The organism is Bacillus sp. TL12, from assembly GCF_022625245.1.
Taxonomy (GTDB): Bacteria; Bacillota; Bacilli; order Bacillales; family Bacillaceae_G; genus Bacillus_A.
Genome location: NZ_JAJJBY010000006.1, coordinates 134,521 through 158,207 on the forward strand (window position 1 = coordinate 134,521; position 23,687 = coordinate 158,207).

The 23,687-nt window shown below is 36.3% G+C and carries 25 protein-coding genes; 14 read left to right on the plus strand and 11 right to left on the minus strand.

Annotated elements, in window-relative coordinates; translation table 11 throughout:
• Nucleotides 1-199: 199 nt before the first annotated feature.
• From LOK41_RS08145 to LOK41_RS08155, 3 genes are all read left to right on the plus strand, one after another.
• Complete coding sequence (locus LOK41_RS08145) at nt 200-616, plus strand: histidinol dehydrogenase (protein ID WP_174099433.1); 417 nt, start codon at nt 200-202, stop codon at nt 614-616.
• Nucleotides 617-716: 100 nt separating this feature from the next.
• The gene (locus LOK41_RS08150) at nt 717-1,640 is read left to right on the plus strand and encodes an RluA family pseudouridine synthase (RefSeq protein ID WP_241816027.1); all 924 of its coding nucleotides are present in this window, start codon (nt 717-719) and stop codon (nt 1,638-1,640) included.
• 90 nt (nt 1,641-1,730) lie between these two features.
• Nucleotides 1,731-2,336: a DUF1648 domain-containing protein gene (locus tag LOK41_RS08155; RefSeq protein ID WP_241816028.1), complete on the plus strand. Its 606-nt coding sequence runs from the start codon at nt 1,731-1,733 to the stop codon at nt 2,334-2,336.
• Between the two features lie 162 nt (nt 2,337-2,498).
• Here the strand turns inward: LOK41_RS08155 and LOK41_RS08160 are convergent, their stop codons facing one another.
• The 4 genes from LOK41_RS08160 to LOK41_RS08175 form a co-directional block, all read right to left on the minus strand.
• Nucleotides 2,499-3,287, minus strand: coding sequence for a CAP domain-containing protein (locus LOK41_RS08160; protein WP_241816029.1), 789 nt, complete (start codon nt 3,285-3,287; stop codon nt 2,499-2,501).
• A gap of 459 nt (nt 3,288-3,746) precedes the next feature.
• Nucleotides 3,747-5,081: a (Fe-S)-binding protein gene (locus LOK41_RS08165; protein WP_241816030.1), complete on the minus strand. Its 1,335-nt coding sequence runs from the start codon at nt 5,079-5,081 to the stop codon at nt 3,747-3,749.
• Nucleotides 5,078-6,490: a glycolate oxidase subunit GlcD gene (gene glcD / locus LOK41_RS08170; RefSeq protein ID WP_241816031.1), complete on the minus strand. Its 1,413-nt coding sequence runs from the start codon at nt 6,488-6,490 to the stop codon at nt 5,078-5,080. Before glcD ends, LOK41_RS08165 begins: the two co-directional genes overlap by 4 nt.
• 186 nt (nt 6,491-6,676) lie before the next feature.
• Nucleotides 6,677-7,780 (minus strand): CdaR family transcriptional regulator, encoded by a 1,104-nt coding sequence (locus LOK41_RS08175; RefSeq protein ID WP_241816032.1) that lies wholly within the window; start codon nt 7,778-7,780, stop codon nt 6,677-6,679.
• Nucleotides 7,781-8,111: 331 nt separating this feature from the next.
• Between LOK41_RS08175 and LOK41_RS08180 the strand changes: the two genes are divergently transcribed.
• The 9 genes from LOK41_RS08180 (at nt 8,112) to LOK41_RS08220 (ending at nt 16,274) form a co-directional block, all read left to right on the plus strand.
• Nucleotides 8,112-9,083, plus strand: a complete 972-nt coding sequence (locus LOK41_RS08180) for a YncE family protein (protein WP_241816033.1) — start codon at nt 8,112-8,114, stop codon at nt 9,081-9,083.
• Nucleotides 9,080-9,754 (plus strand): response regulator transcription factor, encoded by a 675-nt coding sequence (locus LOK41_RS08185; RefSeq protein WP_241816034.1) that lies wholly within the window; start codon nt 9,080-9,082, stop codon nt 9,752-9,754. The genes LOK41_RS08180 and LOK41_RS08185 overlap by 4 nt, the downstream gene beginning before the upstream one ends.
• Nucleotide 9,755: 1 nt before the next feature.
• Entirely contained in the window at nt 9,756-11,156 is a 1,401-nt protein-coding gene (locus tag LOK41_RS08190) for a sensor histidine kinase (protein ID WP_241816035.1), read from the plus strand.
• A 302-nt stretch (nt 11,157-11,458) separates the two neighbouring features.
• Complete coding sequence (locus tag LOK41_RS08195) at nt 11,459-12,148, plus strand: FadR/GntR family transcriptional regulator (protein ID WP_347269298.1); 690 nt, start codon at nt 11,459-11,461, stop codon at nt 12,146-12,148.
• Nucleotides 12,149-12,320: 172 nt separating this feature from the next.
• Nucleotides 12,321-13,040 (plus strand): (Fe-S)-binding protein, encoded by a 720-nt coding sequence (locus LOK41_RS08200; RefSeq protein ID WP_241816037.1) that lies wholly within the window; start codon nt 12,321-12,323, stop codon nt 13,038-13,040.
• 16 nt (nt 13,041-13,056) lie between these two features.
• The gene (locus LOK41_RS08205; RefSeq protein ID WP_241816038.1) at nt 13,057-14,478 is read left to right on the plus strand and encodes a LutB/LldF family L-lactate oxidation iron-sulfur protein; all 1,422 of its coding nucleotides are present in this window, start codon (nt 13,057-13,059) and stop codon (nt 14,476-14,478) included.
• Entirely contained in the window at nt 14,478-15,188 is a 711-nt protein-coding gene (locus LOK41_RS08210) for a LutC/YkgG family protein (RefSeq protein ID WP_241816039.1), read from the plus strand. Before LOK41_RS08205 ends, LOK41_RS08210 begins: the two co-directional genes overlap by 1 nt.
• A gap of 85 nt (nt 15,189-15,273) precedes the next feature.
• Nucleotides 15,274-16,023, plus strand: a complete 750-nt coding sequence (locus tag LOK41_RS08215) for a prepilin peptidase (RefSeq protein ID WP_241816089.1) — start codon at nt 15,274-15,276, stop codon at nt 16,021-16,023.
• Nucleotides 16,011-16,274, plus strand: coding sequence for a cyclic-phosphate processing receiver domain-containing protein (locus tag LOK41_RS08220; protein WP_241816090.1), 264 nt, complete (start codon nt 16,011-16,013; stop codon nt 16,272-16,274). Before LOK41_RS08215 ends, LOK41_RS08220 begins: the two co-directional genes overlap by 13 nt.
• Before the next feature lie 237 nt (nt 16,275-16,511).
• Here the strand turns inward: LOK41_RS08220 and LOK41_RS08225 are convergent, their stop codons facing one another.
• The 7 genes from LOK41_RS08225 to phaQ form a co-directional block, all read right to left on the minus strand.
• Complete coding sequence (locus LOK41_RS08225; protein ID WP_241816040.1) at nt 16,512-17,363, minus strand: formate/nitrite transporter family protein; 852 nt, start codon at nt 17,361-17,363, stop codon at nt 16,512-16,514.
• Between the two features lie 231 nt (nt 17,364-17,594).
• Entirely contained in the window at nt 17,595-18,392 is a 798-nt protein-coding gene (locus tag LOK41_RS08230; RefSeq protein WP_241816041.1) for a TerC family protein, read from the minus strand.
• Between the two features lie 294 nt (nt 18,393-18,686).
• Nucleotides 18,687-20,006: a TrkH family potassium uptake protein gene (locus LOK41_RS08235; RefSeq protein WP_241816042.1), complete on the minus strand. Its 1,320-nt coding sequence runs from the start codon at nt 20,004-20,006 to the stop codon at nt 18,687-18,689.
• A gap of 117 nt (nt 20,007-20,123) precedes the next feature.
• Nucleotides 20,124-20,309: an alpha/beta-type small acid-soluble spore protein gene (locus LOK41_RS08240; protein WP_000241213.1), complete on the minus strand. Its 186-nt coding sequence runs from the start codon at nt 20,307-20,309 to the stop codon at nt 20,124-20,126.
• 171 nt (nt 20,310-20,480) lie between these two features.
• Nucleotides 20,481-20,924 (minus strand): MaoC family dehydratase, encoded by a 444-nt coding sequence (locus LOK41_RS08245; RefSeq protein ID WP_241816043.1) that lies wholly within the window; start codon nt 20,922-20,924, stop codon nt 20,481-20,483.
• 101 nt (nt 20,925-21,025) lie between these two features.
• A complete protein-coding gene (phaP, locus tag LOK41_RS08250) occupies nt 21,026-21,550 on the minus strand; it encodes a polyhydroxyalkanoic acid inclusion protein PhaP (protein ID WP_174099452.1) in 525 nt (174 codons plus the stop codon).
• A gap of 42 nt (nt 21,551-21,592) precedes the next feature.
• Nucleotides 21,593-22,045, minus strand: coding sequence for a poly-beta-hydroxybutyrate-responsive repressor (gene phaQ, locus LOK41_RS08255; protein ID WP_241816044.1), 453 nt, complete (start codon nt 22,043-22,045; stop codon nt 21,593-21,595).
• A gap of 198 nt (nt 22,046-22,243) precedes the next feature.
• Here phaQ and phaR point away from each other — a divergent pair, with 198 nt between their 5' ends.
• Both phaR and LOK41_RS08265 read left to right on the plus strand, forming a co-directional pair.
• Nucleotides 22,244-22,726, plus strand: a complete 483-nt coding sequence (phaR, locus tag LOK41_RS08260; RefSeq protein WP_174099454.1) for a polyhydroxyalkanoic acid synthase subunit PhaR — start codon at nt 22,244-22,246, stop codon at nt 22,724-22,726.
• 157 nt (nt 22,727-22,883) lie between these two features.
• On the plus strand, nt 22,884-23,627 hold the full coding sequence (locus LOK41_RS08265) for an acetoacetyl-CoA reductase (protein ID WP_174099455.1): 744 nt from the start codon (nt 22,884-22,886) through the stop codon (nt 23,625-23,627).
• Nucleotides 23,628-23,687: the final 60 nt, after the last annotated feature.

Genomic DNA, 23,687 nt, shown 5'->3' on the forward strand with positions numbered 1-23,687 from the left:
AGCATCCTCCTTTTACTTTCATGCTGAATGGTTGGAAAAGGCACTAATCGCCTCTATGTATAAGCGGATCTTCTCTCACACTCCAAAACATATTTTTAGCAGTTTCTCTTATAGAAGGGCGCTTTTTTATGAATAGCATTCCCCTCTTTTTGCAAATAGTATGTGATAAGAACAATACATATAGAAGCAGGTGAAGACAATGTTTCGCTATTTTAAATTTAAGTTAAATGATACTGTACAGTTTGCAGAAAATGATGGGCACATGTATCGCATTGTCGGTTATAGGCTAGAAAAAGGTTTTTATCCAAAAGATGAATGGACTCATATTATTTATGAATTACTTAGAGAATTTGATGGGTATACGATGGATGCTGAAGAAGAGGAACTTGTGAAAGTCATTCAAGTGGAGGAAGAATATTATAAAATACATGAGATGTCTGGTTATCGGTACCCAGTGAAAATGAAATCAAAGCCAACTGTTTCTAAAGAAGAAACGATAGATGAACTATTAGATGCTTACAACGACTATAAGCGATTAGCAGACTTTTTTAAAGATCTATCTTATGAACAAAAAGCAGAAGAAACGTTACAAGAAATGAAGAAATTACGTGCTTAGAGGGCAGTCTATTATGTAGACTGTCTTTTGCTTTAAACAATGCATAATGAATCATTTTCCGTTACAATAGTAGAATCAATAGAAATAAGGTGGATAAAGCATGGAAATGAAAAGAAAGGGAGAATGGTGCGAAATTACGGTTCCTGCTAAATGGAGCGGTATCAGCATTGATTCTTTGTTAAAAGAAGAATGGGGCGTCCCAAAAAAACTATTACACAGGATTCGTATGGAAAGAGGCATTATCGTCAATGGAGAACGAAAAGGGTGGAGTGATCCTTTAAAAGAAGGAGATAAATTGCAGGTTCATATGTTTATCCAGGAAGAGTATGGTGTCCAGCCAGAGTTCGGTGATTTAGAAGTGATATTTGAAGATAATCACGTATTAATTGTAAATAAACCTGCGCATATGGATACGCATCCTTCTAGCAAAGGGGGAACAGGAACACTCGCGAACCTCGTTGCTTTTCATTTACAAATGCAAGGTGTAGAGACAAAAGTACGTCATATTCATCGATTAGATAAAGATACAACAGGTGGTGTTGTATTTGCGAAACATGGGATAGCTGGTGCCATTATGGATCGATTATTGATGGAGCGTAACATAAAAAGAACATATTTGGCATTGGTGGAAGGGAAAATAAAAAAGAAGCAAGGAATAATTGACGCAGCGATTGGAAGAGATCGACATCATGCAACAAGACGCCGTGTGTCTCCAAAAGGTGATCATGCTATAACGCATTATAAAGTAGAGAAATACTTCAAGAAGCAAGATATAACGCTTGTAACGTTACAATTAGAGACAGGGAGAACGCATCAAATTCGCGTTCATATGAGTCATAGTGGTCATCCACTGATTGGTGATATGTTATATGGTGGACAAGCAACACATATGTCTCATCAAGCCTTACATGCTATGCGGATTGTTTTTTTACATCCAATTACGAAAGAAGAGATAACAGTAGAAGTGCCACTTCCTAATCATTTAAATAACATCATTGAATCTTTTAAAATGTCGAATAAATAAAGTTCTTCTGTGTGGTTGAGAAAGATATTTTTTGCAGGAATTTTTTTATGGAAATCGAAGCCGTAAATAGAAAAGAGAGGTGAAGAGTACTTGGTAAGACATAAATATATTATGGGTATATTTCTTGCTGGTCTTCTATTTACGTTGTTTCTATATCCATATTTACCGAATTATTTAGCGGTGCATTGGAATCAGGATGGTGAACCAAATGAATATGCAAGGAAGCAAGTTGTTGTATTGTTTATTCCTTGCCTTATTATTTTTTTTCATGGTCTGTTGTATATAATCTCACGTTACGTATATAAGCTGAATGAGAATGACCACTACATTGTAATAAGGTTTAAAGAGAATGTATCGCTATTTTTATTATTTATTCATATACTTATTCTTGCTATTGGAACTGGAATAGATATACCATTTCAAACGGGCCTTATAATCGGGAGTAGTGGGTTTCTTTTTATGGTTAGTAAAGGATTTAAAAAAGGAAGAGAAAAGGAAGAGGAGCCGATTGTGTTACAGAAAATACGCTTGTTTAGTCAGCGTATTTTTCAATATATGTCGCTTATCATACTCATTTGTTTGTTTTTGAATTTACAATGGGGATTTTATCTCTTAATTAGTGTGATTAGTCTCGGGTCTATTTCTTTTATGTTTTGTATTTTGTATTCATATATACTGGAAAATTATGAAACATAAAAAGGAGTCTTCCGTAACAGAAGACTCCTTTAATATAAATCTATTGTGGCATACCAACATATAAGTTATGGCTATGAAGCCAAAAAGGATCTGACCGTTTCTATGCACGGCCAGATCCTCTCTCTCCCTCTAAAAAGAAGGGTTTTCTATCAGTTTTTATACTTACTTCGTGATAAATTGTTGTGTCCAGTAGTTTCCACTTTCAACATAACCAACACCGATGTGAGTATAACCACTATTTAAAATATTCGCACGGTGACCTTCACTATTCATCCAAGCTTGTACAACTTCCTCTGGTGTACGTTGGCCTTGTGCAATGTTTTCACCTGCAGATCTATAAGAAATACCAAACTTCTTCATCATATCGAATGGAGATCCGTATGTTGGGCTGTTATGATCGAAGTAGTTATTTTTTTGCATGTCTTCAGATTTAACACGTGCAACTTTACTTAATTCAGCATCAACTTTTAATGCTGGTAAGCCTTGTTTTGTACGCTCAGCGTTTGTTAATTCAACAACGCGTTGTTCAAATTCGCTTAAAGAACCTTTTGACTCTTCAGCAGGCTTATTTTCAGCCGGTTTTTGTGTTTCATTGTTGTTATTGTTATTTTCAGCTGGTTTTTGAGCTTCAGGTTTTGTTACTTCTTCAGCAGGCTTATTTTCAGCTGGCTTTTGTTCTACTGGCTTCGTAGTTTCTGGCGCTGGTACATTTGGTTGTTGACCAGGAATGAAGCAGTTACCTTGTTGGAATTGTGCTAGATTAATTCCCATAGATTGTAAGTGTTTTTGTAATTCTTCTTGATTCATATGTTGCATAAAGACTTTAGATTGCTGAATATTTTGAACCTTCATTGTAGATGGTTGTACTGTTGATGCCTCTGCATTAAGAGTAGATGCTCCGAATGTAAATGCAGTTACTGCTGCTACAGATAATAAAACACGTTTTTTCATGACATGTGTCCCCCTATATAAAAGTTTTTTAACTGTTCTCACACAGATTTGTTTTTGACAGCCTGTCTGACTGACAAATTCATCGTAGCATACAAATTGCCGGAAAAAAGATGGAAAAAAATACATAGATTATAAAATTACCTATTTTATCCTAGAATGAAATAAGAGATAAAATAGGAGAAAACTAGATTGTAACAGGAGTTTTCAGCATTTTCTGCTTTGCTTTTGAAGGGGGATTTTTGGTTGGAATTACCTATTGAAGATTTAGAGAAACCTATTGTATCAAGGGTTTCTCTACATTTTCGAGGAATATAATGGATGTATTTTTACAAAACTGTAATCTTTTTGTTGTTCTTTTTTTATAGACGGTAACATATTTTTAATCTTGTAGCGAATAAAAAAAGCGGCTATCTCTTTACGTAGAAGAAGGAGATAGCCGTTTTCATATTGTTACATATATTACGATGTATATTCAATTGCTTCCAATAATAAATCTACAATGTGAACGCCTCTCATTTTGTGAGAGAGTTTTTCACGTTCAATGCCGAGTTTCATTTGTAGTAAGCAACCTGGGTTTGCAGTGACAGTGACAATGGTTGCCGCGTCTGTTTCATGAACACGTTCCATTTTATAATCTAAAAATTCCATAGACAATTCAGAGTGTACAATATTATAAATACCTGCAGAACCGCAGCAACGATCTGCTTCTTTCATTTCTCGATAGGTCACACCTTGAATTGCTTGCAGTAGCATACGCGGCTCGGAAGATGTCCTCATGACATTACGCAAGTGACAAGAATCTTGATACGTAATAATTTGCGGAGGAAGGCGTAAATCATAACGTTTATGAAAATCTAACTCTACTAAAATAGCGGTGATATCTTTTATTTTTGCAACAAAATGTTTTGCGCGTGCTGCCCATTCTGGATGATCTTTTAATAAATGATCATAATCTACAAGAAACGCTCCGCAACCACCGGCATTCGTAATAATATAATCAATTTTTAAGTCTTCAAAGGCTTGGATGTTTCGTTTTGCCAGCTCTTTTGCACCGCTTTTTTCTCCGGCATGGCCATGCAGTGCTCCGCAACAACTTTGTTCTTTTGGGATTACAATATCACAGCCAGCAAGCTGAAGGAGCTTTGTTGTAGCGTTGTTTGTTTCCAAAAACATAGTGTCCATTAAACAACCAGTAAAGAAAGCAACACGTTTTTTCTTTGTTGTTTCAGCTGGTAAAAACTCAGGCCGGTTTTTCATTTCTTTCATCTTCGGTACTTTTGGCAAGACGAGATCCATTGTTGCCAGTGTTTCTGGGAACAACTTCATAATGCCTGTTTTATGTGTTAACGTTTGTAAGCCAGAGCGCTGATAAAAGCCGATGAGTCCTGTTAATGTTCGCATGCGATTTTGATGAGGGAATAATCCTTCGAATACAATTTTGCGAACAGCTTTGACTGGCATAGAGAACTTTTTATTTTGATTAATAATATCTCGTGCTTCTTCTAATAAGTGTCCATAGTTTACACCAGATGGACAAACAGGTTCACAAGCGCGGCAGCCAAGACAAACATTCAATGTATTTTCAACATCTTCATCCGGTTCAATTAAGCCGTCAACAATGCCCTTCATTAAAGCGATACGACCGCGCGGAGAATGAGACTCTTTATATCCAGATTGAATGTAAGTAGGACAAGTCGGCAGGCAAAATCCGCATCGCATACAGTTTAATAATTCATCTTCATCTAGACGTTCTTTAAACTCTTTTTGAATTTGTTCTTTGTTTAGAGTAGTCATCTTTCTACCACCACTCTTTTACGAGAGTCCTTAGCGAACATTTTCCCAGGGTTCATAATATTATGTGGATCGAAAGCTTGTTTAATACCTTTCATAGCAGCAATGCCTTCTTCTCCTAACTTCAACTCTAAATAAGGAGCTTTCATGGCACCAACGCCGTGTTCACCTGTAATGGTACCACCAAGTTCAATTGCCTTTTCAAAGATTTCTGCAAAGGCTTGTTCAGCACGATGCATTTCTTCTTTATTACGAGCATCAGTCATGCATGTTGGATGTAAGTTTCCATCACCGGCATGCCCGAATGTACAAATAGCAATATCATATTTTTTAGAAATGGCATTAATTGCTTCAACCATAGGAGCAATTTGAGAACGTGGTACAGTAGCATCTTCTAAAATTGTAGTAGGTTTTAGTCTTGCTAAAGCAGAAAGGGCGCTGCGACGTGCTGTGCGAAGTGCATCCGCTTCCGTTTCGTCCTTGGCAACACGAACGTCAACCGCATGCATAGAACGACAAACTTCAGCCATTTTTTCAATATCACGGTTCACAACTTCAGGAGAGCCATCTTGTTCGATTAAGAGAATAGCTTTTACATCTGTTGGTAAACCGATTTGTGCAAATTCTTCTACAACTTCAATTGTTGGTTGATCTAAAAATTCAAGTGTTGCTGGAATGATTTTATTGGCAATGATTGCTGATACAGCACGAGCTGCTTCATTGATGTCTTGATATAATGCAAGCATTGTTTTCTTTGTTTCAGGCATTGGAACAAGTTTTAAAATGGCTTCCGTTACAACACCAAGTGTGCCTTCAGAGCCGATGAATAGGCGAGTTAAATCATAACCAGCTACATCCTTCGCTAATTTACCACCGGTGCGAATGATATCACCATTTGGCAAGACAATCTCAAGGCCCATCACATAATCTCGTGTTACACCGTATTTTAAACCGCGTAAGCCACCTGAATTTTCATTAATGTTACCGCCAATTGTAGAAATCTTCATAGAGCTTGGATCTGGTGGATAAAATAACTCTTTTTCCTCTACAGCTTTAATAATATCAAGCGTAATGACGCCAGCTTGCACGGTAATTGTTAAGTTTTCTTCATCTATTTCTAAAATGTTATTCATATGACGGAAGATCAGAACAACTCCGCCTTCAAGTGGACATGTACCTGCACAAAGGTTTGTTCCAGACCCGCGAACGTATACCGGAACTTTATGTTCGGTACATACCTTTAATAGGTCAGCTACTTCTTGCGTATTGCGCGGTGCGACAACTGCATCGGGCATCGCTTGGAAATTTGGTGTTGCATCGTAACTATACGTTAAACGTCCCATGTTGGACGTATCTACATTATCTTTGCCCACAATCGATACAAATGAATCAATAATATGTTGTTCTAACATTAGAAAATCCCCCTCAAACTGTTAACTTGCTTATCTCAATTGAATATATTGTCCGTGAATCGCTTGAGATAAGTTATATACCGCTGAAAATAAGAATAAAAGCGTTGTAACAGTGTTTTCATTATAATCATAAAAAAGTAGGGGATTTCTTTCTATGTATAATTAACTAAAGATTAATTAGTTTTGCTATCTTTTTTTTGTGTGATTATCTAATAAAAGAAGTGCGAAGTATAAAATGATTAAATCTTTAAATTGTTTTGGATCGAGCCCTGTGTAATCTTCTATTTTTTTAAGTCTGTAATGTAATGTATTAATATGAATGTGTAACATTTCTGCTGTTTGTTTATAGGACTGATTATGATCGATAAATAGGCGTAGTGTTTGCATGAGTTCAGTTGCAGGAAGCAAACTGTAAATGGTACGCTGAAGAAATTCCTCACGAGTTTCAGTAGTAATATCTTGCAGGCACATTTCTAAACGTAAATCTTCATTAAATATAATACCTTTCGTTTCAAAGGCTACTGAAAGTGCACGCAATGCTTGCTCGTATGATACATGCATCTCATTTGGTATGACAGTTTGTCCAATACCGATATAGAGTGTAATAGGAAATAAAGATTCACACTCATGCTTCAATCTCTTTAAAAATTGAAAGGTTCTTTTCTTTGTTTCCTTTGCTGTAAATAGTATAAAACGGTCATTTCCCCATCGTACAAATAGTTCCTCTTTCGCTAATACGTTACGAATGTGCTGCCAAATTTTGCGTTGTAGCATCGTATCACCTTGATCAAATGAAAATAAAATAAGTTGTTTTTTTGTATGTAAATCAATACCGAGTGTTTTCGCCCGATCAAGAAAACTCGGAGACCAATCATTGCTTTGTAACCAGTCAAAAACAAAAGCTTCATAGGAACGGTGCTCAAGTTCTAGTTGTTCTAAAAAATAATTTTCGTGAATTAATAATTCGGTCATTTTCCGTAATATTTCTCCGTATTGTGAAATGTTTTCAGGTTCCCCTGTAATACCGATGACACCGATTACTTCATCGTGGAAAAGAAGCGGGAGATTCATTCCTGCTTTTACTCCTTGTAAATGCTGTTCGTCTTCTTTTGTAACAATAACAGTTTTCTTTTCTTTCGCGCAGCGAAGGGCACCTTCGTGGAATTGTCCAATTCGCGCTATATCTGTACTAGCAATAATTGTTCCTTTTATATCAATAATAATAATATTTTCGTCAATTAGCCTTCGAACCTCACGGACAATTTTATTTGCTAAATCGGGAAAAAGCATAAATTGTACACCTCTATTTCTATTTGTTGTACCATTATATATAAATCCAAGCTGAAAAAACTAACATCAAACCATTCTTTTTATGTGGGCGAGAGCATCGGGCCATGCATAGAAGCGGTCAGTGCTTTTTTCGCCCCATGCCGTGAGAAAACAAAAAGAGGAAATAAGTAGAGAACTGTTTTTGTTTTCATAACCGTAGCTACTATGTCGAAAAATCAAAATGTATTTATATATATGTAGTTTTATTAAAATAGGAAGATTTCACACTTTCCTCACAAGTATTTGCTATTTTACAATTATAACGAAATCATCTAAAAATGGAGGGAATCTTTTGAAGAAATACTTTTTTCTGCTCTGTTTTTTGTTTCTATTAGCAGGATGCCAAGGTAATTCATATACACCGATTGCTAAAAATAAAAGTATCATTATAACAACAAATATTAAAGAAGGCAGCGTTAGTTTTATTGATAAAAAGTCGAAAAAGATAGTAACAACATGGGAATTAAAAGAGCCTATTACAGGGATCGCACTGTTACCAAATGGGGAAGACATGCTTGTATATGGTAAGCAGTTAGAATATGCATATATATATTCGTTAACAGAAGGAAACCAAGTGGATAAATGGAAGACAGGAAAAGGGATTACGAATGTCATCGTAGCAAATGATGGAAAGCAATTATTTATGGCTGACCAAAATGAACAAAAAGTACGTTTCTTTACGATAAATGGAAAAGAGACCGGAAGTGTTTCGGTAGGGAAAGGCCCGTTAACAATGGTGCAAAATGATAAACAATTACATGTATTGAATTTTTATGATACGCAGCTATCCACGATTGACTTAGATCAAAAGAAAGTTGTCCATTCATTTATGGTACCACCAGCATCAACAGGGGCCATGGTGAGCGCTGATGGAAAGGAAATATGGATTGGCGGGCATGGTGATGGTACGCAAGTGAATGAGAAAGTATTGGTCTATTCTTTAAAAAATGGACAGATGGTGCGTTCTTTACATGCACCATTTATGCCAGTTAGTATTTCGGGTGATGAAAGATTTATGTATACTTTAAGTCATGGATCAAATACATTAAGAAAATTTGATACACAAACATACCAAGAAGTGGGAGCCCTTGAGGTAGGATCCAATCCATTTGTTTTTTTGAAAAGTGAGAAAGAAGGCTATATAGCAAGCTATGATAGTAATGAAGTGTATGTAATTGATATAGAGAATATGAAAATAAAACAAACGATTGCAGTTGGAAAGGGACCATTTCAACTTGCGCACAGAGAAGGGAGAGAGAAATGAACAAATATAAAGTGTTACTTGTAGATGATGAAAGTGATATGAGACAGCTCGTTGGCATGTATTTAGATAATTTCGGATATGAATGGGGAGAAGCAGAGAACGGAAAAAATGCCCTTCGTATGCTTCATACAGAGCATTATGATTTTGTTATTTTGGATATTATGATGCCGGAGATGGATGGGATTTCAGTTTGTAAAGAAATCCGAAAAACCTCTGATGTACCGATTATTTTTTTAACAGCAAAGGGAGAAGAGTGGAATCGCGTGAATGGCTTACGAATGGGAGCAGACGATTATATTGTAAAGCCATTTAGTCCTGGAGAACTCATCGCTCGTATGGAAGCTGTATTAAGAAGATATACAAAGCAGGAAGAACAACAAGAAGAGCTTCAATTTGGTCCAATCCGAATTAATGAAAAAAGCAGGAAAATTGAGGCGAACGGTGAGACAGTCTCCCTTACGGTAAAAGAGTTTGATTTACTGTACTTTCTTTGCATGCATAATGGACAAGTATTCAGCCGGGAGCAATTACTTGAAAAAGTATGGGGATATGATTATGCAGGAAGTACAAGAACGGTAGATACACATGTTAAAACGATGCGTTTAAAACTTGGGGAAAGTGGAAACTACATTCAAACAGTATGGGGTGTAGGTTATAAATTTGAGGTGTAACATGTTTACGATGGTACAAAAGCTTTGGCTTACGGTAGTATGTGCAGTATGTGTAACAGTTTCTTTTCTCTATTTCGTGTCCTTATATTCATATGAAAAGTTATATGTTCAAAACATTGAAGACTCATTAGTAATGGAAGGAAAAAGACTTGTATCTCAATATAAAAAGGACGAGGGTACGTTAGCGTTTGGAGAAAAAGTTCAGGCATTTGATCGTATCTCGAGTGCGGATGTACTTTTTATAAGCAACCCTCGTGATTTAAGTGCTTGTTTACCTTTTGATGTACATCATCATTCTCTGATTAGTGAGGATGATAGACAAACATTATTGGATGAAAAGACGGTTACAAAAGTTGGATATGAAGAACATTTCGATCGTAATATTATGGGAGTTGTCATTCCTGTTTTAGATGGTAAGAAGTTAGTTGGGATTGTGTACTCCTATATTCCATTAAAGAGTATTAAAGATTTAATTTATGATATGGGGCTTATTTTGGCTCCGTTAGCTTTAGTTATGATTTTACTTACAATATGGATTGGTAGAAAAATTATTATTGCGATTACAAAGCCGCTCTCACAAATGGAACAAGTTGCGAATCATATGGCAACAGGAGATTTTTCTGAGCGTATTACAATTTCATCTGAAGATGAAATTGGTCGTCTAGGTAAAGCATTTAACAAAATGGCAACTTCATTGGAGACTGAAGATACGAAACGTAAGGAGTTTTTAGCGAACGTGTCGCATGAACTTCGGACGCCACTTAGTTATATTAAAGGGTATAGTGAAGCAATTTTAGATGGCGTTGCAAAGGGAGAACAGCAATCGAAATTTACGCAGCTTATCCATAAAGAAGCGGGGCGCATGCAACGGCTTGTGCACGATTTGTTAGACCTAGCACAGCTAGAAGGGGAACATTTTCCATTAAAGAAACAACCAATCGTATTCGCACAGCTCATTGAAGATGTACTTGAAACGTATGAATTGAAAAGTACAGAGAAACAACTGCATATTTCAACGGATCTTGATCCAGATATTATTGTTATGATTGATGAGGATCGGATGCAACAAGTGCTTCATAACTTGTTAGATAATGCTATACGTTATACAAATCAAAATGGTAGTATTGTCATACATTTGGAGAAAAAAGATAAGTGTTGTGAATTGAGAATAAAAGATACGGGAATTGGAATTGATTCAGAACATCTAGAGCAGCTCGGAGAAAGGTTCTACCGGGTAGATAAGGCGAGAAGTCGTCAGCATGGCGGGACTGGTTTAGGGCTTGCTATTGTAAAACAAATTGTGCATATCCATGAGGGAGAGTGGCAGGTTGAAAGCCAAAAAGGAAAGGGCACAACAGTTATTATAAAATTACAGATAAATGAAGAAGGAAGCATGTTTTAGGTAAAGCATGCTTCTTTTATTGAATTACTTAAGGAACACCTAATGAACCAGCTTGATTCAGATGTTATATAAATAGGAATAAAGGCGAATCATCCAGAGGGAAAAACCATTAATGAGTATAATAACCATTAATTCCCTCCATATAACAAAAATTTGGCGATTTTATGAACAAAACATTTGTACTTCTTACCAATTCGTTCTAAAATAGGTATGGATGCAATGTTCTTATAAATCGTTTTAATTGTTGTTTGGATGATACTGAGGTGATTTAACTGGAATACAAATCTATTAAACCGAAAAAAATTTACGAAGAGGTATCTGAAGCCATTTTAACAATGATTAAAAATGGTACGTTAAAACCTGGTGACAAACTTCTTCCTGTTCATCAATTAGCTGAGCAGTTTCAAGTTGGCAGATCTGCAGTTCGTGAAGCGCTAAGTGCTTTACGGGCAATGGGCTTAATTGAAATGAAACAAGGGGAAGGGACATATGTGAAAAACTTCGATTCTTCAGCATTAACAAAGTCGTTAAATCATACGTTGTTAATGAAGAAAGAAGATATTTTGAATTTATTAGAAGTGCGAAAAGTGCTTGAAGTGGGGGCAGTTCGAGTAGCTGCAGCAAAACGTACAGAAGATAATTTACAAAATATGAAGCACTGGTTAGATGAAATGGCAAAAAGCATTGGGAATGAAAAAGCTGGTGAAAAAGCAGATTTTCATTTTCATATGGGGATTGCAGAGTCTTCACATAATAACATCTTACTTGAACTCATGAATCATGTTTCAGAAATGATTGCTGAAACAATTGGTGAGTCAAGACGCATTATTTTATATGGTGAACAAACAACAGCAGAGCGACTTTTAGAAGAGCATCAAGCTATTTATGATGCGGTATTGAAGCAAGATGTAGAATCTGCACAGCAAGCAATGCTAAATCATTTAACAAATGTAGAGCATATTGTCACAGGTAGAAGAGGTATAAATTCGTGATTTAGTCTTTCGAAATTTTATTTTTTTGATAAAATAGAAGAAAGATTAGGTAAGCGTTTTCTTTTTAGAGAGAGGATTAGGTAGGGGAATTATTCCTAACTTCTTCTTTCTATCTAGTCATCTGATGACCATATGAATATTGGCGAAGTTGTAATGAGGGGGAATTATAGTTATGAAAGTTACTTTGTTTGTTACTTGCTTAGTCGATATGTTTGAAACAAATGTCGGGAAAGCAACAGTTGAATTGTTGGAGCGTTTAGGTTGTGAAATTGAATTTCCAGAAGCGCAAGTTTGTTGCGGTCAACCAGCTTATAATAGCGGACATGTAGAGGCAGCGAAAGAAGCGATGAAACATATGATTGAAACTTTTGAAGATGCAGAATACATCGTTACGCCATCTGGTTCTTGTGCGACAATGTTTCACGAGTATCCACACGTTTTTAAAGATGATCCAAAGTGGGCAGCACGTGCACAAAAAGTGGCAGATAAAACCTTTGAATTAACACAATTTATTGTAGATGTGTTAAAAGTTACAGATGTTGGCGCTAGCTTAGAAGGTACAGCAACTGTCCATAAATCTTGTCATATGACACGTATGCTTGGAGTAAAGGAAGCACCAGGAATTTTACTATCAAATGTGAAAGGATTAACTGTAAAAGAACTACCAAACGTACAAAATTGTTGTGGTTTTGGGGGAACGTTTTCAGTTAAGATGACACCAATTTCTGAGCAAATGGTAGATGAGAAAGTTGATAGTGTAATGGAAACGGGTGCTGATTATTTAATCGGTGCTGACTGTGGGTGTTTGTTAAACATTGGCGGACGTATTGAGCGCTTAGGTAAAGAGGTAAAAGTAATGCATATTGCTGAGGTATTGAATAGTCGCTCATGAAGGGGGAACATAAGCTATGTCTATGAAAATCAGTGAGAAAAAATTTAATGATCGTGTTGGCGATGGAATTCAAGATTCATTTATGCGCGGAGCAGTATCTTCTGCACAAACGCGCTTATATACAAATCGATTAAAAGCAGCCGATGAATTAGGAAACTGGGAAGAGTGGCGTGAACTTGGTGAACAAATTCGTCAGCATACATTAGAAAATCTAGACTATTATTTAATGCAACTGAGTGAAAATGTATCTAAAAGAGGCGGGCATGTTTTCTTTGCAAAAACGAAAGAAGAAGCAGCGCAGTACATTCAAGAAGTAGCGAAAAAGAAGCAAGCGAAAAAAGTTGTGAAATCAAAGTCGATGGTAACGGAAGAAATTAGTATGAACCATGCGCTTGAAGAAATTGGTTGTGAAGTGTTAGAGAGTGACTTAGGTGAGTACATCCTGCAAGTGGATAACGATCCACCATCTCATATCATTGCACCAGCACTTCATAAAAACAGAACGCAAATTCGTGATGTATTTAAAGAAAAGCTGGGATATGAAAATTCTGATGATCCATATGAAATGACAAAGTTTGTTCGTAAGCAACTTCGGGAAAAATTTATGGATGCTGAAATTGGGGTAACGGGGTGTAACTTCGCAGTTGCAAATACAGGTTCCCTTTGTTTAGTAACAAACGAAGGAAATGCTGACCTTGTTATGTCGATTCCAAAAACACAAATTGCAGTAATGGGTATGGAACGTATGGTTCCAACGATGGAAGAATTAGATGTTCTTGTTGGTTTACTGTGCCGCAGTGCGGTTGGACAAAAACTAACAAGTTATGTAACAGTAGCAGGACCAATTCAAGAAGAGGAGGTAGATGGACCAGAAGAATTCCATTTAGTTGTCGTAGATAATGGACGTTCTCAAATTCTTGGATCTGAATTCCGCCAAGTCTTACAATGTATTCGCTGTGCAGCTTGTGTAAACGTATGTCCTGTATATCGTCATGTAGGTGGACATTCTTACGGTTCTATTTATTCAGGACCAATTGGTGCTGTATTAACACCGCTTTTAGGTGGATACGATGATTATAAAGAATTGCCATATGCATCTAGTTTGTGCGGAGCATGTACAGAAGCTTGTCCGGTAAAAATTCCATTACATGATTTATTATTAAAACATCGTCAAGTTATTGTTGAACAAGAGGGGCGCGCACCTCTTGCTGAGAAATTAGCAATGAAGATGTTTAGTATGGGGGCTTCTTCAGCGGCGTTATATAAAATGGGATCGAAAATGGCTCCGGCAGCAATGAGCCCATTTACGTCTGGTAATCGTGTAACGAAAGGTGTAGGACCGCTGAAAAACTGGACGGATATTCGTGAGTTCCCGGCTCCAAGTAAGGAAAGGTTCCGTGATTGGTATAAAGATCATAAGAAAGGCGGGGACAAGTGATGACAGGGACAATTCAAAACCGTGATTCTTTTTTAGAGAACATTGCCAAAGAACTTGGGCGTGCACGTAAAACAGAGGGAGTCCAGCGTCCAGCGTGGAAAAATAATGTCAACGTAGAAACGCTGAAAGATTATTCAGAGGAAGAATTGTTAGAAGTATTCAAAAAGCAGTGTACAAACATTCATACGACTGTAATTGAAACGACAAAGGATGAACTGAGTGCAGTAATGCAAAAAGTAATTATTGAAAACGGTGGCGGCCCAATATTATTATCGGAGGATGACCGCTTTGCTACGTATGGTTTGAATTCTTTATTTTCTACAGAGCTTCCAGGCCAAAATGTTGAAGTGAACATTTGGAATCCAGAGAAAAAAGAAGAGAACATTCGCTTAGCTGAAAAAGCGAATATCGGTATTGCCTTTAGTGATTACACATTAGCAGAATCTGGTACCATTGTTGTGCAAAGTCATAAAGGACAAGGCCGTTCTTTACATTTCTTACCTACGGTTTATTTTGCAATCATCCCGCGTGAAACAATCATCCCGCGTATTACACAAGCAGTTCAGGATATGAACACGCGTGTAGAGAATGGAGAAGCAGTAGCATCTTGTATTAATTTCATTACGGGACCAAGTAACTCAGCTGATATTGAAATGAATCTTGTTGTAGGTGTACATGGACCATTAAAAGCATATTATTTTGTAGTGTAAAATGGAGAAAAGCAGGCTAAGAAATAGCCTGCTTTTTTATTAGAACAAAGATAATGCGAAATGGAAGTAACGCACTCTTTTTGTTATATTTTTGGGGAAAGGAGAGGATGGTATGACATTTTATTTATATGCTTTTTTAATAGGAACGGTGCTTGGTTCTTTTTATACGGTTGTAGCAGTACGTATTCCAATGAGACAATCTATTATTGTTCCGCGTTCTTATTGTCATGGCTGTCACCATACGTTAAGCCCGAAAGAACTTATTCCAATTGTTTCGTTTTGTTTGCAAAGAGGTCGCTGCATTCACTGTAAAATGAAAATACCTTTTATTTACACATTGTTTGAGATGATAACAGGGGTAGCATTTCTTTTTTTTGCGTGTATGATGGGAATGGAAAAAGAGCTTCTTTTTATATGGACGTTACTTTCTTTACTTATTATTATTACAATGACAGATTTGTTCTATATGTTAATTCCAGATGTGATTTTATTTTCTTTCGCTTGTTTATTTATGATAGAGATTATTTTTATCCCTCTTGTTCCTTGGTGGGATAGCTTGATAGGTGGAGGAACGATATTTATTGTATTATATCTCGTTCAAATCATATTTCCGGATGGACTTGGAGGAGGCGATGTGAAATTACTTTCACTACTTGGGTTTATAATAGGAGCGAAAGCAATTTTTATTGTGCTTTGTTTTGCTTCTAGCACGAGTCTTTGTTTTTTCGGAATGGCTATTTTATTAAGACGGATGAATCGAAAACAAGCTTTACCATTTGGACCGTTTATTGCACTTGGAACAGTCTGTTATTTGGCTATAGTATATTTGGAGTAAAAGGAGAGGTAGAGGATCAAAGGCCTTGTCCATTCGGTTATGTTTTAGTAACAACGGTGGAAGAGGCTATCAAAATTGTTAGAGACCATGATGTGAGTATCCTATCTCTTGACTATAATATGGGATGGCGTCAAAAAAATGGTTTGGATTTTTTAGAAATTTTTTGTACAGAAGGTCTATACGCAAAGGAAATTCATTTACATACAAACGATTCAATTGGTATGCAGTATATGTTGGACCGGATAAAGTGAAACTTTAATCAGTGGGGGTTTTCCTCATCCCCCACTGATTATTAGTTGAACCAATCGGGCCTTTACGGGCAGTTTATCTCCCACCTAACTTCTTTGCTCCCGCCGAATTTTGAGGTGGGAGTATTACTGCTCGTTAGTGCGGGATAAATAAGGGGAAAGAAGTGAGCGAGATTTCTTCAAATATACAGGTGAAATGTACTGGAAGTTAAAAAGCTCCAAGGGGTCCTTGGAACTTTTTTAGTGCTTCATATGTGCTTGTAAAGGTATAATTTCTTCTTGTTGAATTGCTTCTAAGTTATCTTCTGCCGCTTTAGGCTCTGGATTTTTTATAATTAAATAATGATACACCATACCAACGAATACGGATCCACCAATAATGTTCCCAATTGTAACCGGAATTAAGTTATGAATAGCACCGGCGAAAGAGATTGTATCAGGGTGTGGTGATATTAAAGATAATGCAAATAGTGATAAGTTTGCAATGCTATGTTCATAACCAGATAAGAAGAAAGTGAAGACAAGAAACATCATCATAAGTATTTTTGCTGTATCTCCTTTTACTTGAGAGGGAAGGAAACATGCAAGGCACACAAGCCAGTTACATAAAATCGCTTTGAAAAATAATTGCATTGTAGGTGTTCCCATTTTTCCTTCAACGACTGTATTCATTAAGTGTTCATGATCAATTGCTTCAAAAATACCAGTTGCATAAAATAGTAATGCGAAAAATACTGCACCTGCTAAATTACCTGCATAACAAGCACCCCAATTGCGAAGTGTATCGACAATTGTAGTTTCTTTTCGCAGAGTTGCGACTGTAAAATACATTGTATTCCCTGTAAATAATTCAGCTCCGCCATATATAATTAAGACAAGTGCAATTCCGAAAAACATAGAAGCTGCTAAATATGTTCCGGGTGAATTTGCGATATGAAAAAAGTTACCAAGTTTAAAACATAATACAATAATAAAGCCAATATAAATCCCAGCTAGTGCAGCACGAATGAAATATTGTATTGGATTTGCATCCAACATGTGTTTCTTCTTCTGTGCAAGCTGTACAACGTAAGCTAATCCTTGTTCTAGCATAAGTAATACGCTCCTTTAGTGCATTGTCTGTAAATACTCCTTATATGAATAAAGTACACGTATTTACTTCTCGTTTCAATAAGGTTGTTCAATATTTCACAAAAAGGACATACCTTCAAAATGAAAGCGTTAACAAATTGTATTATAATATTATATGCTTGAAAAAAGAGGGAAAGTAACACTCAATGGATCCTTTATCTATTTTTGAGGTCAATGAAAAAAGCGCTGTTGTTACAGCGCTTTTTCATCCAAATTCTTTTGTATAGTTTGGACACTTGTATCTTTTGAGAAGAACCAACCGCCAGCTGCAATTCCGATTAATACAGTCCAGAATATTAATTTCCATGTAGTAGACTCTGGGAAACTGTGTGGAATAACACCTAAAGCAGGGTGAGCTAATGTGTAAACAGCTAATTTAACACCAACCCAACCAACAATTAAGAAAGCAGCAGTTTCTAATCCTGGTTTACGTTTTAATAGTTGTACGAACGCAGTCGCAGCAAATCGCATAATAATTAATCCGATCATCCCACCTGCAAAAATAACTAGGAACTGTCCTGTATCAAGGCTACCAATTGTACCAAGACCTGTTTTTGGTAAAGTCATTGCTAATGCAACAGCCGCTAAAATAGAATCAACAGCAAACGCAATATCAGCAACTTCAACTTTAAATACTGTCCACCAAAAATTTTCTTGTTTCTTTTTTGATTCTTTCTCTGCAGCTTCCTCATGTGAATTCTTCTTAACGTATGTTTTGAATAAGTGGTTACCAGCGATAAACATTAAGTAAATCGCACCGATTGCCTGCACTTGCCATACGTCGACTAAGAAAGAAATCATAAACAATGATCCGAAGCGGAAGACGAAAGCTCCTGCTAAACCGTAAAATAGTGCTTTTTTTCGTTTTTCTTCTGGTAAATGTTTTACCATGATTGCAAGAACTAGCGCGTTATCAGCTGCTAAAATTCCTTCCAGTGCAACTAAAATTAATAATACCCAACCATACTCCAATAATAATGATACATCCATGTACATTCTCCTCTCATTTGTATAAATATTAAACAAGTGAAGAGGTTTCCCCACTGTTTAGTTTCCCCATACTCCAGCTTATCAACGGTGGGAGGAACTGGAAAAAATGCAAAAAAGACCTCTGCCGTTAATAGGCAAAGGTCTTGCTAGACATATGTAATGAAATGCCAACAAAGCCGGAAGAACTAGGTTCTACGTAATGACGACTTTGTTTCCAAGAATAAATTCTCGGACGCTACTCCCCTTTGGAGATATGCTATTATATTCTTATTATATGGATGATGTAAATGTTTGTCAACCTGTTAAAATGTCTTCGTTTGGATATTTTACCTTTCTTTGTTTTTTTCGTGCAAAAGAAAATGCTAATGTTAAAGGACCCATTTTTCCAAAAAACATCATAAATATAATAGTTAATTTCCCAATTATTGTGAGTTTTGGGGTAAGTCCCATACTGAGCCCAACAGTCCCAAATGCTGAAAATACTTCAAAGGCACTTAGTAAGAGGGGAACTTGTTCAGTGATACTTAAAATTAATATAGCGAAGAAAATAAATGAGATTGAAATGACTACAATGGCAAGTGACTTTACAATTAAACCATCTTTGATTGATTTTTTAAAGATGACAATATCATCTTTCTCTTGCAAAAATTTAAGTACCCCTAATAACATAATTAAAAAGGTTGTTAATTTAATGCCTCCGCCTGTTGAAGCACTACCAGCACCGATGAACATAAGTAACATCATTAGTAAAAGTGATGGTTTTGTTAATTGAGCCATATCAACAGTATTAAATCCAGCTGTGCGTGTGGAAACGGCTTGGAAATAGGCTGCGAGTCCTTCTTCAAATGGTGTAAAGCCTTTCATGGAAATGGGATTATGGAATTCGAATATAAAAATTAAAATTGTAGCAGCTATATTTACAATAAGAGTAGATGAGAGCATAAGTTTAGAGTGTAACGTAAGGTTCTTAAAGTTGCGTTTTCTCTTTATATCCACTACGACTGTGAAGCCAATTCCGCCTAAAATAATGAGAGACGAAATGACTACGTTGACGAGTATACTATGAGAATGTGACATCAAGTTATCAGTCCAAATAGAAAATCCAGCGTTGTTAAATGCTGAAATAGCATGAAAAAAACTATAATATAGTCCGCTGGAAACACCGTATTTGGGAATCCATTCAAAAGCAAGAAGGAGGGTAGCAAAACATTCAATGGTAAAAGAAAATAAAAATAATGATTTTGCGAGACGGATTACTCCGCCGATATTTGTTTGGTTTAATGCTTGCTGTAGTAAAATTCGATTTTGGAGACCGATTTTTCTTCCGAGCATAATCGCGATTAATACAGCGAAGCTCATAATCCCGAGGCCGCCAACTTGAATGAGTGTTAAAATGACGAGTTGGCCAAATAAGGTGAATACTTTTCCGGTGTCGACAACGCCGAGTCCTGTAACTGTACATGCAGAAACAGTTGTAAATAGAGCGTCTAGCCAAGAAATGGGTGTTGTAGTAGAGATAGGTAGTTTTAATAAACATGTTCCGATAATGGTTAATGTAATAAAAGATAATGTAAGTACACGAGGTGGACTCATTCTGATGTTAATCCGTTTCATAGTATACATCTGTCCTTTCGATTTGCTCTTTGTAGTATGTGAAGAAGGATGATAATGTATGTTGTCAAAAAGAAAGGAGGCAGAGTGTGTCTGCCTCCTGACGCCATTGTTATAGGATTATCCACGTAATTGCTGTTGTGCTAAGGAAACAAGACGTTTTGTTACTTCGCCACCGACAGATCCGTTAGAACGAGATGCTGTATTAGAACCTAAGCTTACACCGAACTCTTGAGCAATTTCATATTTAAATTGTTCCAATGCTTGCTCAGCACCAGGAACAAGTAATTTATTTGTTTTTACCATTTATAACACATCCTAATGTATATTCCAGTTTATTTTTTTTTATGAGCAGTGAAGAGGTGGGCTCACTGTATAAACTGGTATCGTTAGTGTATGTGTTATATGTTTGCTCATACACGGAAGTAATCGGTGAGATTAGAAGTTATTGGATACGAAAAAAGAGTAGCAAATTTGCTACTCTTTTTTCAGTATTGTTGCTGTCCCTTCGACAACTAGGTTATTCAATTGATTATATACATTTGTTTGCAACGTAATAATCTTTTTATCATCACGTTTTTTGATCACTTCTGCGACGACACGTAAAGTGTCACCAATTTTTACAGGTGCCCGAAATGATACATTTTGTGATAAATAAATTGTGTTTTTTCCTGGTAATTTTGTTCCAAGAACGGTAGAAATAAATCCTGAAACAAGCATACCGTGTGCAATTCTTTCTTTAAACATTGTGGTTTTTGCAAAAGAGTCTAGAATATGAATTGGATTTACATCCCCAGTCAGTTTTGCAAAAGTGATAATGTCTTCATTCGTAATCGTTGTTGTTAAGGATGCTTGATCGCCAACTTGAATCTCATCATAATGAAGCTCTTGAACAGACTGTGCTTCTTGAAATGGATTCATTTTTTCCTCCTTCTTTTCCATATCGAAAAATGTAAGCCATCTTGATGTAATAGGAGGAAGGAAGAGTTTAGTTTGTTCTGCGGTAAGCTGCCACATTTTTCTTACTTGATGGAAGTAAATAGATTTTTTGAGTTTTCCTCGAACTTTTGTACGAGTTCCAACTGCGTAGATTTGAATTCTTCCAAAAAACTTTCTAGTTGTTTTTGAACCTCGTTCCGTTGAAGTTGTTGTTGTTCAATGAATTGCTTTGTTGTTTCTTCAAACTGGCCACTCGTTTGTGTAAGAATTGTCAAAGATGTTTTTGTTGGAGACACAGTTAGTTGATGAATATGATTAGAAAGTTCATTCCATTTGTCTTGCCATTCGTTAATTTGTTCATTTAAGGAATTTCCTGTGAATTGCTTCACGTATTCTGTATATTGACTATTCAATTGAGTAGTGAATTGTTGTAGTTCTTTTTCGAGTTCATCTACCCCTGCTGTTAATTTATGCAAAGCATCTTGTTGTTGTTTTAATGTTTCTAAAGTAAGTTGTTCTAATTGTTTCCCTGCTGAAGAGAAAAGGGAAAGAGAGTGTGACCAATTTTTCCAAAATGCATCGACAAGTTCGTATGGTTTAGTTTCCATTGTTTGACCTCCAAATGTTTTTTTGCATATTGTGAACGCAGATTATTCTGCTGTACCACCAGGTGAAGATGAAGAGTTTTTCTCATCCTTTTCTGGAGAAGTAGAAAATGGAAAGAATGCGTTGGTGTATAACGTAAAAAACGTCCGCAGCATATTTTGGTAATGCTCAAAAGAGGTCGCGCATGTTGCTAAATATTGCTCTCCATATTCTGTTAAAGAATAAATTCGCTTTGCTGGCCCACCTTCACTTGTATCCCAAGTAGAAGAAATAAGGTTTTCTTTTTCTAACTTGCGTAATGTTCTATACACATTACCTTGGTCAACGGAAGAGAAGCCGATATCCATTAGCATTTGAATTAGTTTGTAACCGTGAAGACTCCAGTCTTTTAGACATAGAAGTAAGAAGGGAACTAAGAAGTTTTTTGGCATGGAGTTTGGTTGTTTCGCTTGGTTTTTTTCCAAACTTTCTTGTTGGTCTGGTTCATTATGTAGCATGATTGTGCATCACCTCATGAATCAGTTAGATGGAATTTTTTGCTTATAAGTGCAATTTACACCTATCTGTTTTCAATGTCAATACATTTGTTGGAATATAGAAAAAAATAAAATACAGACTTGAAGTTTTATTCAGAATATTAGAAAATAGTGAATAGGATGAATTGTTTCAAAAACGAATAAAGGAGTGTAGGAGAAGTGATTGATCAAAAATTCGATCCACTACAAGCATGGAAAGAAGCTTATGAACAGACTGAAACATTTTGGGGAAAAGCGCTCAATGAAACAATCAAAACAGAAGAGTATTCTGCTTGGATGGGAAGCGTTCTAGATTTGAACTTGTTTTATCAGAAGATGTTAAATGATGCAACGAAGGGCTATTTAGAAAAAGTGAATATACCAACTCAAGATGATATTGCAAGGGTAGCTACGCTTGTTATCAACCTAGAAAATAAAGTTGATAACATTGAAGAATTTTTGGAAGAAAAAGCAGAATCTCTAGGACAATCTCCTACGCTAAAGCGTGATGTAACAAAAGTGAAACAAGATATTCGTACATTAGAAAATAAGGTAGACAAGATTTTAGAATTACTTGAAAAACAAAATGAAGTGTTAGCAAAATTACAGGAACCCGTGAAAGAAGCGGCGAAAGCACCTGTGAAACCAGAAAATAAAAAATAGTTATGAAGCGCCTTATTTACTTGTATCAAAAAGGGGAGGGAGAATCCTTTTTGCAGGCAGTATAACGGCGAAAAAATATTATATATGGTGCTTTTTATATAAGTGCTAATTCGATTCATTCATTATCGTTCATAAATTCATTAAAGGGGGAAAAGAAATGACTCAATTAAATGGTAAAGTAGCAATCGTAACAGGTGGAGCAAAAGGGATTGGAAAAGCGATTACAGTAGCGTTAGCAACAGAGGGAGCAAAGGTTGTTATTAACTATAATAGCAGTAAAGAAGCAGCTGAAAACCTAGTGAATGAATTAGGGTTAGAAGGTCATGACGTATATGCAGTACAAGCAGATGTTTCTAAGCTAGAAGACGCAAAGCGCCTTGTAGATGAAGCGGTAAATCATTTTGGTAAGGTAGATATTCTTGTGAATAATGCTGGTATTACAAGAGATCGTACATTCAAAAAATTAAATCGTGAAGACTGGGATCGCGTAATCGATGTGAATTTAAGTAGCGTATTTAATACAACGAGTGCGGCACTTCCTTACATAACAGAATCAGAAGAAGGTAGAATCATTAGCATTTCTTCTATTATTGGACAAGCGGGTGGATTTGGCCAAACAAACTATTCAGCAGCAAAAGCTGGTATGTTAGGGTTTACAAAATCATTAGCGTTAGAACTTGCGAAAACAAATGTAACGGTGAATGCGATTTGCCCAGGATTTATTGATACAGAAATGGTAGCAGAAGTACCAGAAGATGTTCGCCAAAAAATCGTTTCTAAGATTCCAAAGAAACGTTTTGGACAAGCTGATGAGATTGCAAAAGGTGTTGTATACCTATGCCGTGATGGAGCGTATATCACTGGTCAACAGTTAAATATTAACGGCGGATTATATATGTAATGAAGGAAGAAGAAAGTGCATATCCATAGCAGGAGTGCACTTCTTTCTTGAAGAAGGAAA